Origin of the sequence: Rhodoferax sp. (assembly GCF_028689305.1) — a bacterium.
GTDB lineage: Bacteria > Pseudomonadota > Gammaproteobacteria > Burkholderiales > Burkholderiaceae_C > Rhodoferax.
In genome coordinates this window covers 14,997-29,699 of sequence record NZ_JAQTWM010000043.1, presented here as the reverse complement: position 1 = coordinate 29,699, position 14,703 = coordinate 14,997, and the positions used below count along the sequence as shown (strand labels likewise).

Genomic DNA, 14,703 nt, shown 5'->3' with positions numbered 1-14,703 from the left:
GCGTGGCTTGACCTTGGACGCTGCCAACTTGGCGTTGCGGCGGGCGACCTCGATGTCGGCATCAAAGGCCAGCGCCACGCCCATGCGGCGTTTGACAAAACTCTCGGGTTTGCCAAACAGGCGCAGGTCAGTGTTGGGCACACGCAGGGCGTCATCCACACCGTCAAACACAATGCCCTGGGCCTCGACGCCGCCATAGATCACGGCACTGGCGCCCGGGTTGCGCAAGGCGGTATTGACTGGCAGACCCAGGATGGCGCGGGCGTGTAATTCAAACTGGCTTTGCACCTGGGTGGTCAGCGTCACCAGGCCGGTGTCGTGCGGGCGGGGGGACACCTCGCTGAACCAGACCTGATCACCCTTGACGAACAGTTCCACGCCAAAAATACCCAGGCCGGACGGCTGGCCATCCAGACCCAGGCCGAGGTTGTCGGTCACGGTTTTGGCGATGTGGCGGGCTTTTTCCAGCGCCACCGGGCTCATCGGGTGGGGTTGCCAGCTCTCCACATAATCACCGTTGACCTGGATGTGACCCACCGGCTCGCAGAAATGGGTGGCAATCTGGCCGTCTGCGCCCCGGGCACGCACCGTGAGCTGGGTGATTTCGTAGTCAAAGTCGATGAAGCCTTCCACAATCACCCGGCCATGGCTGACGCGGCCACCGGCCATGGCGTAGTCCCAGGCTTTTTGCACATCAGCCGGGCCGCTGATCTTGCTCTGGCCTTTGCCGCTGGAGCTCATCACCGGTTTGACAATGCAGGGGTAACCCACGCCAGTTTGTCCATTGGCGCCGTCAATGGCGGCTTGCAACTCGGCCAGTGAGTCGCAGAACTTGTACGGGCTGGTGGGCAAGCCCAGGGTTTCGGCGGCCAGGCGGCGGATGCCTTCACGGTCCATGGTCAGGCGCGCCGCACGGGCGGTGGGCACCACCCGTACCGTGCCGGTGGCTTCCAGCACTTCGAGCATGGGGGTGGCGATGGCCTCGATCTCGGGCACCACCAGGTCGGGCTTGTCCTCTTCGATCAGCGCACGCAGCATGGCGGGGTCACTCATGGTGATGGTGCGGGCATGGTGCGCCACCTGCTGGCCCGGGGCGTTGTCGTAACGGTCCACGGCAATGGTTTCCACCCCCAGGCGCTGCAGCGCAATCAGCACTTCTTTGCCCAGTTCGCCGCTGCCCAGCAGCATGACTTTGGTGGCATTGGGGGAGAGTGGGGTGCCGAGGGTGGTCATAAGCGTTGCGCGTTGTCGCGTCCTGAACAAGGGGTTTGAAAGAAAAGGCGGCTGGTTGTCGGTCTGCTGGGTGACAATTCTGCCCATGAATGATCCAATTTTATCGGTACAGGGGTTGTACAAACACTATGGAACGGCCACCGTGGTGAGTGACCTGTCGTTCCAGATTGCACCGGGTGAATGCCTGGGGGTGATCGGCCCCAACGGCGCGGGTAAGACCACCACCATCCGCATGTGCCTGGGGCTGACGGTGCCCGATGCCGGTGTCATCACCGCCTTTGGCCAGCAGATGCCGCGCGACGCACTGGCCATCAAGGCGCAGCTGGGGGTGGTGAGCCAGATGGACACGCTCGACCCCGACTTCAGCTGTGCGGAAAACCTGCTGGTCTATGGCCGCTACTTTGGCCTCAAGGACGCGCAGATTCGGGAACGCATTCCGGCGCTGCTGGAGTTTGCCAGCCTGAGCAACAAGGCCCAGGCCAAACCGGGCGAGTTGTCCGGCGGCATGAAGCGGCGCCTGAGCCTGGCGCGGGCGCTGGTCAATCACCCGCGCCTGTTGCTGCTGGACGAACCGACCACCGGGCTGGACCCGCAGGCGCGCCACCTGATGTGGGAGCGCCTGCAGCTGCTCCTAGCCGAGGGCAAGTCCATTTTGCTGACCACCCACTTCATGGACGAGGCCGAGCGTCTGTGCCACCGCCTGCTGGTGGTGGACCATGGCAAGAAGATCGCCGAAGGGGCGCCGCGCGACCTGATCCGCCAATACCTGGAACCCGATGTGGTGGAGGTGTATGGCAGCGGGGCCTTGAGCCTGGTGGATTCGCCCCTGAAGGCACTGGCGGCGCGCCTCGAAGTCAGTGGCGAGACGGTGTTTTTCTACACCCAGGACGCCAAACCCTTGATGCAGGCCCTGACGGCCTACCCGCAACTGCGCACCCTGCACCGTCCGGCTAACCTGGAGGATTTGTTCCTCAAGCTGACGGGCCGTCAAATCCGGGAGGAAGCATGAACACGCCGCTGAACCCTTCTGTCTGGCGTGCGCCAGAACTCTCGATGCGCTGGTGGCCGGTGTTCCTGCGCAATCTGCTGGTCTGGCGCAAGCTGGCGCTGCCCAGTCTGGTGGGCAACATCGCCGAGCCCTTGATGTGGCTGGTGGCTTTTGGTTATGGCATGGGGGCGCTGGTGGGTCAGGTGACGGTCAACGGAGTGCAGGTGCCCTACATCCTGTTCCTGGCCAGCGGCTCGATCTGCATGAGTGCCATGCAGGCGGCGAGTTTTGAGGCGCTGTACTCGGCGTTTTCGCGCATGCATGTGCAAAAGACCTGGGACGGCATCATGAACGCGCCGGTCAACCTGGACAACATCGTGCTGGCCGAAATGTTGTGGGCGGCGTTCAAGTCGCTGTTCACCGTGACCGCCATTCTGGGTGTGATGCTGGGCTTGGGCATCAGCTACAGCCCCAAGCTCCTGGTGGCCTGGCCGGTGTTGCTCGGGGTGGGCATCACCTTCAGCTGCATTGCGCTGATTTTCAACGCCCTGGCCAAGGGCTACGACTTTTTCACCTATTACTTCACGCTGTTCCTGACGCCAATGATGTTCCTCAGCGGCATCTTCTTCCCGCTGGAACAACTGCCGCCGGTGGTGCGCACCATCTCGCACTGGCTGCCGCTGACCAACGCGGTGGAGCTGGTGCGCCCGCTGTTCATGGACCAATGGCCCACCGAGTGGTTGCGCCCGCTGGTGGTGCTGGCGGTGTATGCCGTGGCTGGCTTCTGGGTGGCGCTGGCGCTGACGCGCAAGCGTTTTCGCGCCTAGTCGTTGGTTCCCGCCACGGCGCTTGAGTTTTCCTATACTGCGCAGCCATGAACCCCACCGCCCGCACGCCCTTGTTGTCGCCAGAGCACATTGCCATGGTGGACAAAGGTGTCTCTGCCATCGTCAGCTCCTGTGACGTGCAGCTGCGCCCGAGCATCATGCGGGCCATGGGCAGCAGCATCACGCCAGATGGGGGTTCGGTCACCGTCTACCTGTCGCGTCGGCAGTCACGCCAATTGCTGCTGGATGTCGCTGCCACCGGCCGGATTGCGGTGGTGTTCAGCGAGCCGCTGAGTCACCAGACCGTGCAGGTCAAGGCCACGCAGACCCGCATCCGGCCGGCGCAGGCCTCGGACGAGCCGCTGCTGCAGCGTTATCGGACCGCCATGGCGCATGAGGTGGCCAAGGTCGGGATCGATGCCCGCTTTGCCCATGCCATGTTTGACTGGCAGCTTGATGACCTGGTGGCCATCAGTTTTGAACCGCAGGAGGCTTATGACCAGACCCCCGGACCGCGGGCCGGTGCCGCCTTGCCGGCCAGCGGAGCCGCGCCATGAACGGCCCCGCGCTGGGGTCGATCCGGCCCTGTCTGGAAGGGGCGATTCCGGCCATCATGGCCACCACCAGCGCGGTCGATGGCATGCCCAATGTGGCCTATATTTCCCAGGTGTATTACGTGGACGAACGCCACGTCGCGCTGTCGTTCCAGTTTTTCAACAAGACGCGCAAAAACATCCTGAGCCATCCGTATGCCTGCCTGCAGGTGCTGCACCCGGTCACTGCCGAATTTTTTCGGCTGCACCTGCGGTATCTGCGCACCGAAACGGCGGGGCCGCTGTTTGAAGGCATGAAGGCGCAGCTGGCCGGCATTGCCTCCCACAGCGGCATGGCCAGTGTGTTCCGGCTGCTCGGGTCGGACGTGTACGAGGTGCAGGAGATCGAGGCCGTTGCCGGCACTGCGCTGCCGCCGTCACCCAGCCGCTGCGGCCTGCTGGCGGCCTTGCGCCATTGCAGCGAGCGCCTGTCACAGTGCACGGCACTGGACGAACTGCTCAACGCCACCCTGGCGTCACTGACCGATTTCATGGGCATCCGCCACGCCATGGTGCTGATGCTCGACCCCGTGACCCAGCGCCTGTACACCGTGGCCAGCACCGGCTATGCCACCTCGGGCGTCGGGGCTGAGATCGACATGGGTGACGGTGTGATCGGGGTGGCGGCGCGGGAACGGACCCCGGTGCGCATCATGCACATGACCAGCGCCTACCTCTACAGCCGGGCGGTGCGCAGCAGCCTGTGCGCCGATGCGCCGGACCTGGCGCTGGACCACGAGATTCCCTACCCCGGGCTGCGCGAACCCCATAGCCAGCTGGCCGTGCCGGTGCTGTCGAGCGGGAGCCTGCTGGGGGTGTTGTTTGTCGAGAGTCCGCTGGACCTGCAGTTCAGCTTCGAGGACGAGGATGTGCTGGTGGCGGTGGCCGGTCACCTTGGCGCGGCCATTCAGCTGATGCAGTCCGGCACCGAGGCGGCACCAGCCGAACCCCTGCCGGCGGCGCCCGCTCCGGCACCCAGCGGGGCGCCGCTGCAGGTGCGGCATTTCCGGGTCAATGACAGCATCTTCATCAATGAGACCTACCTGATCAAGGGGGTGGCCGGGGCGATCTTCTGGAAACTGGTGTCGGACCATGTGCAGCAGGGGCGCACCGAGTTTTCCAACCGCGAACTGCGGCTGGACCCGGCGCTGGGCTTGCCGGATGTGACGGACAACCTCGATGCCCGCCTGCTGCTGCTGCAACGCCGGTTGGCCGAACACGGCGCGCCGATCCAGACGCAGAAGACCGGGCGCGGGCGCTTCAGGCTGCTGGTGCAACGCCCGCTGGAACTGGTGGACGTGGCCTGACGGTGGCCGCGCCGACGCTTCAGACCATGACCAGGCCGGGGACTGGCGCCAGCCCTAGGCTGCGGGTGAGCTTGGCCCAGTCCGGGTCGTTCAGGTAGGGGCGTACCTGGGCCAGGGCGGCCTCCAGCACCGGGGCCGGGGCGTGGGCCTGCATGTCACTGAGCAGGGCGGTGCGTTCGGCTGGGTTCTGGGCCGGCACCATCCAGCGCAGGGTGGTCATCATGTCGGCCGGGGCGATGCTGGCCACCAGCCGGGCGTGCAGTTCCAGCAGTTCCGCATCGGTGTAACGGGCCCACAGGATGGTGTTGTGGGCGGTTTCCTCCACGTGCATGTGGGTGAAGTTGTGGCCGACAAACATCGCCAACTCGCGGTACAGCGCCTGTGCTGCGCCGGCAGCTTGCTGGCTGCCACTGTGGCGGCACAGGGTGGCGACGGCGGCCTGCAGGCGGGTGATGTCCTGCACATGAGTCTCATGCTCGTGGGCCAGCGCGGCGCTGGCGCCGGGTGAGCGTGCTTCGATGGCCGGATGGACAAACTCGTTTTCATGGCGGACATGGGCAGCGCAGAAGTCCAGCAGTTCCAGCACCCGGCCACTGACATGGCTGAGTTCCTCCGCGTCGTCGGGGTCCATGCGGCCCACGGCCAGCAGGACGTCGCTCATCATGGCGCGCATGGCCTTGTGGATGTCGGCATACAGGTCAAAACGCGCAGGCTGGGTGGCCGCCACGGCCTGGATTTCACGGGTATCGAGTTTCATGGTGGATTTCTTTCCGGGCCGCATGGCCCTGTTGAGAGGGGGCGCTGATGCCCCATGCATCAGCAACCGTGGAAAGAAGTCTAAAAATGTCGCCCGCTGCGCGTTGCTAAATCTTGCCTAAGGATTTGCTACAAAAACCTTAGGCCATTGCTAAAAATTTCTTAAACACCCGGCCTGCCCTTGCCCGCCGGAGCGGGTGAACCGGTTGGGATCAATCTTTTGCTATGCTATTTATAGCTATAAATGCTTATTTTGTCTGGGCTAGAGGCTGATTTTTCCTATATTTGGCTGGACTGGTCGGCCTTGATCAGGTCGGCTGCTTTTTCGGCCATCATCATCACCGGGGCGTTGGTGTTGCCGCTGACCACCCGCGGCATGATGGAGGCGTCCACCACCCGTAACCCCTGCAGACCGTGGACGCGCAAGCGGGCGTCGACCACGTCCATGTCGCCGGGCCCCATGCGGCAGCTGCCCACCGGGTGGTAGATGGTGTCGCCGTAGTCGCGGATCACCTGTTCGATCTGTGTATCGGTCCGGGCCCAGGCGGTGGCGGCCAGTTCGCGCCCGCCAAACTGGGCCAGCGCCGGTTGCGCCAGGATCTGGCGGGTGAGCTTGAAGCCACGCACCAGGCGATCCATGTCGTCGCGGTGGCTCAGAAAATTGGGGTCCACCAGCGGCGCGGCCATCGGGTCCTTGCTGGCCAGCTGGATGCTGCCGCGGCTCAGTGGGCGCAGCAGGCAGGTGTGGCACGAATAACCGTGGCCCCAGGTGGTGGTGCGGCCGTGGTTGATCAGCTTGCCGATGACAAAGTGCAGCTGCAGGTCGGGGGTGGCTTCGCCGGGCTGGCTTTTGATGAAGCCGCCGCTTTCGGCAAAGTTGGTGGTCAGCATGCCGCGGCGGTGCTGGCGCCATTCCACCATGCCCTTGACGGTGTTGATCCCGCCGGTGACGGACAGGCCAAACAGATCGGTCTCGCGCGGGGTGTCCACCACCTGCACCATGTCCGGGTGGTCGTGCAGGTGCTGGCCCACGCCGGGCAGGTGGTGCAGGGTGGCGATGCCGTTGTCCAGCAGGTGCTGGTGTGGGCCGATGCCCGAGAGCATCAGCAGTTGGGGTGACTGGATGGCGCCCGCGCACAGCAGCACCTCACGCTGGCACTTGAGCTGTTTCAGATGGCCGTCGTGCACAAACTCGACCCCCACCGCGCGTTTTTTCTCCAGCAGGATGCGGGTGGTGTGGGCGCCGGTGAACACCTGCAGGTTGGGGCGCGACAGGTTGGGTGTCAGGTAGGCCTTGGCGGCGCTGCAGCGTTCGCCGTTCTTGTGGGTGACCTGGTAGTGGCCCACACCTTCCTGCTCGGCACCATTGAAATCGGGATTGCGCCGGTAACCGGCCTGTTCCCCGGCCTGGACAAACAGCTCGCCAAAGCGGTTGGGACTGCGCAGGTCCATCACATTGAGCGGACCGCCGCTGCCGCGCAGGGCGTCGGCGCCGCGCTCGTTGTGTTCGGAGCGCTTGAAATAGGGCAACACATCATCAAAGGACCAGCCAGGGTTACCCTCGGCGGCCCAGTGGTCGTAGTCCTCGCGCTGGCCGCGGATGTAGATCATGGCGTTGAGCGAGCTGGAGCCGCCCAGCACCTTGCCGCGTGGCTGGTAACCCTGGCGGCCATTGAGGCCTGGTTGCGGCACGGTGTGCAGGTTCCAGCCGGACAGGCCGAACTTGGCCATCACCGCCAGGCCGGCCGGGCAATGGATCAGCACACTGCGGTCCACCGGTCCGGCTTCCAGCAAGGCCACGGTGGTGTTGGGGTTTTCGCTCAGGCGTGCGGCCAGCACACAGCCGGCCGAGCCGCCACCAATGATGAGGTAGTCAAACATGAGATTCTCCTGGCACGCACAGGGCAGGGGAGGGGCGTGCCGTGGCAGCACGTTACCGTAAAAAACGCGGGGGTTTTAGAGGCGGGTCCCAAGGGTGGCGCAATGGCCCAGGATTCGGGCATGATACGGGGTTAGATGGCACCGGGGAGCCCCATGCGTTTGGCATTGATGTCGGATATTCACGCAAACATTCAGGCCTTGGATGCCTGTCTGGCGCATGCGCGCGCGCGCGGCGCCCGGCAATTTGCCTTTCTGGGGGACCTGGTGGGTTACGGGGGTGATCCGGTGGCGGTGCTGCAGCAGGTGCAACTGCTGGTGGCGCAGGGGGCCTGGCTGCTCAAGGGTAATCACGATGCCATGGCGGTCAACCCGCCGGCAGAGGTCCAGGCCCTGGGTGAACACACAGCCGCCTGGACCCATGCCCAGCTGGATGAGACGCAACGGCGCTTCCTGGACCAGTTGCCGATGACGATCCCGTTGCCGTTTGGTTTGCTGGTGCACGCCAGTGCCGATGAGCCGCACGCCTGGCGTTATGTCATGGACCAGGCCAGTGTGGATGCCAGTCTGGCTGCGGCCGCCGGTGCCAGCCACGTGTTTGGCGGCCACGTGCACGTGCAAACCCTGTATGGGCGCGGTGGCAACCAGCGTCTGAGCCGCTACACCTGCCCACCCGGCCTGACCATTCCGGTGCCCGCCAGCCGCCAGTGGCTGGCCACGATTGGCTCGGTCGGGCAGCCGCGCGATGGCAACCCCAGGGCGATGTATGCCGTGTTTGACACCGAGCGGCAGGAACTCACGTTCGAGCGGGTTGAGTACGATCACCAGGCGGCGGCGGCGGCGATCCGGCGCGCGGGTCTGCCGACTTTTTTTGCTGATCGATTGTTACAGGGGCGTTGATGTTCTCTTCCATGTCGTTACCCAATACCGCAGCGGATGATCTGGCGCTGAGCCTGTTGCCCACGGACAACTCACTGAACCCGGCACCCAAGGAGAAGGGGTTTTCCTGGCCGGCACCGCCGTATGCGCTGTACCCGGCTGCCGAACTGTTGACCGCCCCCCAGGACTGTGAGATTGAAGGTCTCAACGGTGCCATCCGGCGCTGTCTGCTGGTGTCGATGCAGCCGTCAGAGCAGACCATCCAGATCCAGATCGAAAACTCCAAAACCCCGCTGCCGCTGCCGTTCACGCAGTTTCGCCGCCTGACCCTGAAAAAGCCCCTGCACCCGCAGGAAATGGTCAGCACCGAGCAGTTTGCCGACATCCTGGGTTACCGCACCACGGTGCAATACCACCTGCACCTGGAAAACGGCAGCACCCAAAGTGGCCTGACGGTGGGTTATGTTGAAACGGCCTACGGCCTGTTTGTGTTCACCCCGCAGGATGACCACGGCACGGTGGAGCGGGTGTTCATCCCGCGGGCGGCGTTCCAGCGTCTCACGCTGGGCAATCACATCGGGGAAATGCTGGTTGAACAAAACGCGGTGACACCGCAGCAGGTGGAGCAGGCTGCCACCGAGCAGCAACATCTGCGTAACCGCAAGTTGGGTGACTATCTGGTGGACACCGCCGTGGTGTCGCCGGACCAACTGATGCTGGCGCTGGAGCAGCAGTCCAAGATGCCGATGATCCGCGTGGGTGAGGCGCTGACCCGGCTCGGCTACATCGACGAAAGCCAGTTGAAGCAGGCGCTGGAGAAGCAGAAAACCGACCATTCCGTGCCGTTGGGGCAGTTGCTGGTCAACATGGGTTTCCTGACCCGGCATGACCTCAACATTGCGCTGGCCCGCAAGATGGGTTACCCGGTGGTGGACGTGGCGCATTTCCCGATCGAGGCCTCGGCCCTGCAAAAAATCTCCATGAGTACCGCCGAGCGTCTGCGGGTGATGCCGCTGATGGCACGCGACAACCTGACGGTGGTAGCTGTGGGTGACCCCACCCGGCGTGAGATGCTGGAAGAGCTGGAGTTTCTGGTGCAGGGCCGGGTGATTGCCACGCTGGGTGACGAACAGCAAATCCTGCCGGTGATTCGCGCCACCTACGAAAAGTTTGGCTTGAGCGGCGGCGTCATCAGCGAAGACCTGCCCGGCTTCAGCATTCCCGCCGATGGTTTGATCAGCTCCTCCGAGCTGCTTGAAACCATGGAACTGTCCACCACGCCCGAGGAAATCGAAAAGCAGATCGAGCAGTCCGACAACACCCTGGTACGGCTGATCAACACCATGATCATCGAGGCGCATAACCGGGGGGTGTCCGACATCCACGTCGAGACGCTGCCGCGGCGGGCCAAAGTCCGTATCCGCTTTCGCAAGGACGGGGTGCTGGCGCCGTATCTGGAGCTACCGCACACCTACCGTGCCGCGTTGGTGGCGCGCCTGAAGATCATGGCCGACCTGGACATCTCCGAGCGCCGCAAGCCGCAGGACGGCAAGATTGACTTCAGCAAGTTTTCCATCCACCACCGGCTCGAGCTGCGTATTGCCACCATCCCCACGGCCAATGGCCTGGAAGACGTGGTGATGCGGCTGTTGTCATCGGCCAAGCCGATTGCCATGGACAAGCTGGGCCTGACCGAGACCAATGCCACCCTGTTGCGCGACGCGGTCAGCCGCCCCTATGGCATGGTGCTGTGTGTCGGGCCGACCGGCTCGGGTAAAACCACCACGCTGCATTCGGTGCTGGGTTTCTTGAACACGCCAGAGCGCAAGATCTGGACCGCCGAAGACCCGATTGAAATCACCCAGCCGGATTTGCGCCAGGTGCAGGTGAACCCCAAGATCGGCTGGACTTTTGCCATGGCGCTGCGTGCCTTTTTGCGGGCCGACCCCGACATCATCATGGTGGGGGAAATCCGCGACGCCGAAACCGCGCAGATCGCCATTGAAGCCTCGCTCACCGGCCACCTGGTGCTGTCAACCCTGCACACCAACAGCGCGGCAGAGACCGTGACGCGCCTGATCGACATGGGCATGGACCCGTTCAACTTTGCCGATTCGCTGCTGGCGGTGCTGGCGCAGCGGCTGGCGCGGCGCTGGTGCAACGACTGCCGCACCTCGGAACCCGCTTCTGATGATTACATCCAGGAATTGCTGGGTGACTATCTGCACAGTTTTCCTGAGGCGCTGCGTCCTTCGCGTGATGAGGTGCTGGCGCAATGGCAGGCGCAGTATGGCCAGGCGGGGGGGCTCAAACGCTTTGGTGCGTCAGGCTGCAGCCAGTGCCTGGGCACCGGCTTGTCCGGGCGGGTGGCGCTGCACGAGCTGCTGCGGGTCACCCCCGGCTTGCGCCGCCTGATCCAGACCGGCGCACGCTCCGAGCTGATCCAGAACGAGGCTTTTGCCAGCGGGCAATTCCTCACCTTGCGGCAGGACGGCATCGGCAAGGTGCTGGCGGGCCAGACCAGCATTGAAGAAGTGCGGGCTAACAGCAATGCCTGATCATGACACTTCGGCCACAGCGCATCCGTACCAGCACCTCACCCCGGATCTGGTCCAGGACGCGCTGGCCAGCATCGGCCTGTATGGAGACGGGCGCCAGACCGCGCTGAGTTCTTATGAAAACCGCGTGTACCAGTTGCACCTGGAAGATGGCGCCGTGGTGGTGGCCAAGTTCTACCGGCCCGGACGCTGGCATGAGGCGCAGATTCTGGAGGAACACGCCTTTTCCCAGGAACTGATGGCCGCCGAGATACCAGTGATCGGGCCACTGGTATTGCAGGGACACACCTTGCACCATTTTGGCGGTTTTGCTTTCAGCGTCAGCCCCAGCCGCGGTGGCCGTGCGCCCGAGCTTGATGACCCCGAGGTGCTGGAGTGGGTGGGGCGCTTTCTGGCACGCATCCATGTGGTGGGCGCGGCGCGGCCCTTTGAGCACCGGCCCGCGCTGGACCTGGCCAGCTTTGGTGTGGACGCGCGCGCCTGGCTGCTGGCGCACGACAAGGTGCCGCTGGATGTGCAGTCGGCGTGGGCCAAAGTTTCTCAGGACGCTATTGATTTAATAGCTAATCATGCTTGTTTGAACCGGGCTAGCGGCCAAAATGGCTTGGAGGTGGAGCCGATTCAGTGCCTGCGTCTGCATGGTGACTGCCATCCGGGCAACATTTTGTGGACCCCGCTGGATGTGCCCGGTGCCCATGGACCCGGCCCCCATTTTGTCGATCTGGACGATGCCCGCATGGGGCCGGCGGTGCAGGACCTGTGGATGCTGCTCAGCGGTGACCGCCAGCAGCGCACCCGCCAGCTCGGTGCGCTGGTGGACGGGTATGAACAGTTCCGCGCCTTTGACCGGCGTGAACTGGCGCTGATCGAACCCCTGCGCACCCTGCGCCTGATTCATTACAGCGCTTGGCTGGCACGGCGCTGGGATGACCCGATCTTCCCGATCAACTTCCCCTGGTTTGGCTCCAGCGACTACTGGCAGGGCCAAGTGCAGATGCTGCAGGACCAGATTGAAGCCATGCAGGAAGACCCGCTGGTGGCTTAGGGTGTTACTCGATGGCCAGCCGCTGGCTGCCGCCGACGGCCTGTTTTTTGGGCAGGGTCAGCGTCAGGATGCCGTTCTCGTATTTGGCCTTGGCTTTGGTCTGGTCAATGTCGGCGGCCAGCTGGAAACTGCGTGACACGGCGCCGAAATAACGCTCGCTGCGCAGCACTTTTTCGTCGCTGTTGGTGCTGTCTTGCTGTTTGATTTCAGCGCGTAGCGTCACCAGATTGCCTTCCATCGAGACATGGATGTCTTCCTTGGGCACGCCGGGGATTTCCGCCTGCACGGTGTATTGCTGCGGTGTTTCCGACACGTCCACCTTGATCTGTGTCGGCGTTGGCAGCGGGTCACCATGCAAAGGCTTGATGTAAAACGCAGGACCTACATCGCGGAAAAAGTCATCAAACAGACTGCCGCGGCTCAATAATGCATTCATTTGAATCCCCTTGGTAGTTGCCCGCCGCCCCCATGACGGCAGGTCCATGCCATATTTGGGGATGCGGGCACCTTTGTCAAGAGGCGCCACAGGGGGGGCTGGCGCCGGGGCGACGTTTATTTGCCGTTGATGGCCAGCAATTCCACTTCAAACAACAGGGTGGCATTGGGCGGGATCACACCACCGGCGCCCCGCTCGCCGTAGGCGATGCTGGCCGGACAGGTCAGCTTGGCCTTGCCGCCGACCTTCATGCGCTGCACTCCTTCGGTCCAGCATGGGATGACCCCGTTCAGGGGGAATTCAATCGCCTGATTGCGTTTGTAGGAGCTGTCGAACTCCTTGCCGTCCGGGAACGTGCCCCGGTAATTGACCTTGACCTTGTCGCTGGCCTTGGGGCTCGCGCCGCTGCCTTCCTTGAGGGTGCGGTAGATCAGGCCGCTGGCCGTCACGACGGCGCCTTCTTCCTTGGCAGCCGCAGCGGTGACGGCATCAGCAGCCCAGGCAGAAGACAGGGCCAGTATGGTGGCGGCGAGGGTGCTCAGGCGCAAAACAGTTTTCATCGGAAAATTTTTCGAGAGTTGAAACAGGAGCGGCATTGTCGCAGCCCGTCGGGTGTCCTGGACCTGGCCAAGGTCATGGCTTTTGATGGCCAAGTCTGGCATCATGGTTCGCATGAGCCCAAACCTGCCGCCGCTCATTGAGGCCTTGCTGGCGCCCCAGCGCTACCCGGGTGGGGTGCCGCGGGTGGAATTGGTGCAGACCCACATCTCCTGGGTACTGCTGGCAGGAGAGTTCGCCTACAAGATCAAAAAACCGCTGAAGCTGCCGTTCCTGGACTACAGCACATTGGCCTTGCGCCTGGCCTGTTGCCAGGAGGAGTTGCGCCTGAACCAGCGGTATGCGCCGGACATCTATCTGGATGTGATTGGCATCGGCAACACTGCGCAGGACCCACGGCTGGACGGGGCCGGGCCGACCATCGAGTATGCGGTCCGGATGCGGCGTTTTGACCGCGCCGGCCAGCTGGACCGGCTCTGCGTCCGGGGTGAGTTGTTGCCAGCGCACCTGTCAGACCTGGCGGGCACCCTGGCGGCTTTTCATGAGACGGCGGCCATCGCCCCGGTGGCTTCGCGTTTTGGGACACCGGCGCAGGTGATGGCGCCGGCCCGCGACAACTTTCGGGACCTGTGGCCATGGCTGCCCGCTGCGGCTCTGCAAGCGCGGCTGCTGGCTTTGCAGCGGTGGACCGAGGTGCAATTCAGCCAGTTGCAGCCGCTGATGCTGGTGCGCCAACAGTCCGGCCGGGTGCGCGAATGTCATGGTGACCTGCACCTGGCCAACCTGGTGCTGCTGAATGGCCGTGTGCGGCTGTTTGACTGCATTGAGTTCAACGACGATCTGCGCTGGATCGATGTGGCCTGCGAAATGGCTTTTCCCTATGTCGATCTACTGGCCCACCGCCAGCCGGGGTTGGCCGGCTGGTTCCTCAACGAGGTGTTGAGTCACAGTGGTGATTACCAGGCGGCATGGCTGTTGCGCTTTTATGCGGTGTACCTGGCGCTGGTGCGGGCCAAGGTGGCGGCAATCCGCAGTGGCCAGACACATGCCGATCAGGGTGAGGCCATCGCGCATCTGGCCTTGGCCGAGCAGCTGACCGCACCGCCACCGCAGCGTCTGGTGATCACCCACGGGTTATCGGGCTGTGGCAAAACCGTGGCCTGCAGCCAGTGGCTGCAGGCAGACCCGCAGGCTGCGACGTTGTGTCTGCGCGCCGATGTCGAGCGTAAACGGCTGTTCGGACTGCCGGGCGCGGCGCATAGCGCTTCGGCGGTGAATGCGGGTATCTACACGGCCGACGCCCACAATCAGACCTATGGCCAGCTGCTGGCCCTGGCCAACAGCCTGTTGCGCGCTGGCTGGTCGGTGCTGGTGGACGCGACGTTTCTGAAACGGGCTGACCGCGATCAGTTCCGTGATCTGGCGCGCCAGACCGGCGCGGCGTTTGCCATTCTGGCGCCGTCAGCGACCCCAGAGCAGTTGCGTGAGCGCATCCTGGCGCGCGCTGCCTTCGGGCACGATGCATCCGAGGCCACGCTGGCGGTGCTGGCGCAGCAGATGCGCGAGATCGAACCGCTTCAGGCCGATGAAGGGCCGGTGCTCACCACCCCCGAGTGACTTGATCACGCCGACAAAAAAAGCCCCG

General features: G+C 63.8%; 13 protein-coding genes. 8 read left to right on the top strand and 5 right to left on the bottom strand.

Going from position 1 to position 14,703, the window contains the following annotated elements:
• Positions 1-1,233 (bottom strand): formate-dependent phosphoribosylglycinamide formyltransferase (gene purT / locus PHW99_RS10455; RefSeq protein ID WP_300176731.1); only part of this gene is annotated, 1,233 nt, incomplete at its 3' end.
• Between the two features lie 85 nt (positions 1,234-1,318).
• Between purT and PHW99_RS10450 the strand changes: the two genes are divergently transcribed.
• Genes PHW99_RS10450 through PHW99_RS10435 form a run of 4 tightly spaced genes read left to right on the top strand, consistent with a single transcriptional unit; the run spans position 1,319 to position 4,948 of the window.
• Positions 1,319-2,242, top strand: a complete 924-nt coding sequence (locus tag PHW99_RS10450; protein ID WP_300176728.1) for an ATP-binding cassette domain-containing protein — start codon at positions 1,319-1,321, stop codon at positions 2,240-2,242.
• Positions 2,239-3,048: an ABC transporter permease gene (locus tag PHW99_RS10445; RefSeq protein ID WP_300176725.1), complete on the top strand. Its 810-nt coding sequence runs from the start codon at positions 2,239-2,241 to the stop codon at positions 3,046-3,048. Before PHW99_RS10450 ends, PHW99_RS10445 begins: the two co-directional genes overlap by 4 nt.
• Positions 3,049-3,095: 47 nt before the next feature.
• On the top strand, positions 3,096-3,605 hold the full coding sequence (locus tag PHW99_RS10440) for a hypothetical protein (protein WP_300176722.1): 510 nt from the start codon (positions 3,096-3,098) through the stop codon (positions 3,603-3,605).
• Positions 3,602-4,948 carry a GAF domain-containing protein gene (locus PHW99_RS10435; RefSeq protein WP_300176719.1) on the top strand — a complete coding sequence of 449 codons (1,347 nt, stop codon included), beginning with the start codon at positions 3,602-3,604 and terminating at the stop codon, positions 4,946-4,948. Before PHW99_RS10440 ends, PHW99_RS10435 begins: the two co-directional genes overlap by 4 nt.
• A gap of 19 nt (positions 4,949-4,967) precedes the next feature.
• On the opposite strand, the gene PHW99_RS10430 is transcribed toward PHW99_RS10435, so the two are convergent.
• Entirely contained in the window at positions 4,968-5,705 is a 738-nt protein-coding gene (locus PHW99_RS10430) for a hemerythrin domain-containing protein (protein ID WP_300176717.1), read from the bottom strand.
• Between the two features lie 278 nt (positions 5,706-5,983).
• Entirely contained in the window at positions 5,984-7,585 is a 1,602-nt protein-coding gene (locus tag PHW99_RS10425) for a choline dehydrogenase (RefSeq protein WP_300176714.1), read from the bottom strand.
• A 153-nt stretch (positions 7,586-7,738) separates the two neighbouring features.
• Between PHW99_RS10425 and PHW99_RS10420 the strand changes: the two genes are divergently transcribed.
• Genes PHW99_RS10420 through PHW99_RS10410 form a run of 3 tightly spaced genes read left to right on the top strand, consistent with a single transcriptional unit; the run spans position 7,739 to position 12,064 of the window.
• Positions 7,739-8,482: a metallophosphoesterase family protein gene (locus tag PHW99_RS10420; protein ID WP_300176711.1), complete on the top strand. Its 744-nt coding sequence runs from the start codon at positions 7,739-7,741 to the stop codon at positions 8,480-8,482.
• An 11-nt stretch (positions 8,483-8,493) separates the two neighbouring features.
• Complete coding sequence (locus PHW99_RS10415) at positions 8,494-11,019, top strand: ATPase, T2SS/T4P/T4SS family (RefSeq protein WP_300176708.1); 2,526 nt, start codon at positions 8,494-8,496, stop codon at positions 11,017-11,019.
• Entirely contained in the window at positions 11,012-12,064 is a 1,053-nt protein-coding gene (locus PHW99_RS10410) for a serine/threonine protein kinase (RefSeq protein ID WP_300176705.1), read from the top strand. Before PHW99_RS10415 ends, PHW99_RS10410 begins: the two co-directional genes overlap by 8 nt.
• 4 nt (positions 12,065-12,068) lie before the next feature.
• On the opposite strand, the gene PHW99_RS10405 is transcribed toward PHW99_RS10410, so the two are convergent.
• Together PHW99_RS10405 and PHW99_RS10400 are read right to left on the bottom strand one after the other, a co-directional pair.
• Positions 12,069-12,500 (bottom strand): Hsp20/alpha crystallin family protein, encoded by a 432-nt coding sequence (locus PHW99_RS10405; RefSeq protein ID WP_300176702.1) that lies wholly within the window; start codon positions 12,498-12,500, stop codon positions 12,069-12,071.
• Positions 12,501-12,616: 116 nt separating this feature from the next.
• Positions 12,617-13,060 (bottom strand): FKBP-type peptidyl-prolyl cis-trans isomerase, encoded by a 444-nt coding sequence (locus PHW99_RS10400; RefSeq protein WP_300176699.1) that lies wholly within the window; start codon positions 13,058-13,060, stop codon positions 12,617-12,619.
• 112 nt (positions 13,061-13,172) lie between these two features.
• Here PHW99_RS10400 and PHW99_RS10395 point away from each other — a divergent pair, with 112 nt between their 5' ends.
• Positions 13,173-14,675, top strand: coding sequence for a bifunctional aminoglycoside phosphotransferase/ATP-binding protein (locus PHW99_RS10395; RefSeq protein ID WP_300176696.1), 1,503 nt, complete (start codon positions 13,173-13,175; stop codon positions 14,673-14,675).
• The last annotated feature ends 28 nt before the right edge of the window (positions 14,676-14,703 follow it).

Excerpts from the sequence above, each read along its gene's own strand:
- PHW99_RS10395 (WP_300176696.1), top strand. The coding sequence starts at position 13,173 with ATGAGCCCAAACCTGCCGCCGCTCATTGAGGCCTTGCTGGCGCCCCAG.
- PHW99_RS10400 (WP_300176699.1), bottom strand. The coding sequence starts at position 13,060 with ATGAAAACTGTTTTGCGCCTGAGCACCCTCGCCGCCACCATACTGGCC.
- PHW99_RS10425 (WP_300176714.1), bottom strand. The coding sequence starts at position 7,585 with ATGTTTGACTACCTCATCATTGGTGGCGGCTCGGCCGGCTGTGTGCTG.
- PHW99_RS10430 (WP_300176717.1), bottom strand. The coding sequence starts at position 5,705 with ATGAAACTCGATACCCGTGAAATCCAGGCCGTGGCGGCCACCCAGCCT.
- PHW99_RS10440 (WP_300176722.1), top strand. The coding sequence starts at position 3,096 with ATGAACCCCACCGCCCGCACGCCCTTGTTGTCGCCAGAGCACATTGCC.
- PHW99_RS10415 (WP_300176708.1), top strand. The coding sequence starts at position 8,494 with ATGTCGTTACCCAATACCGCAGCGGATGATCTGGCGCTGAGCCTGTTG.
- PHW99_RS10435 (WP_300176719.1), top strand. The coding sequence starts at position 3,602 with ATGAACGGCCCCGCGCTGGGGTCGATCCGGCCCTGTCTGGAAGGGGCG.
- PHW99_RS10445 (WP_300176725.1), top strand. The coding sequence starts at position 2,239 with ATGAACACGCCGCTGAACCCTTCTGTCTGGCGTGCGCCAGAACTCTCG.
- PHW99_RS10410 (WP_300176705.1), top strand. The coding sequence starts at position 11,012 with ATGCCTGATCATGACACTTCGGCCACAGCGCATCCGTACCAGCACCTC.
- PHW99_RS10405 (WP_300176702.1), bottom strand. The coding sequence starts at position 12,500 with ATGAATGCATTATTGAGCCGCGGCAGTCTGTTTGATGACTTTTTCCGC.
- PHW99_RS10420 (WP_300176711.1), top strand. The coding sequence starts at position 7,739 with ATGCGTTTGGCATTGATGTCGGATATTCACGCAAACATTCAGGCCTTG.
- PHW99_RS10450 (WP_300176728.1), top strand. The coding sequence starts at position 1,319 with ATGAATGATCCAATTTTATCGGTACAGGGGTTGTACAAACACTATGGA.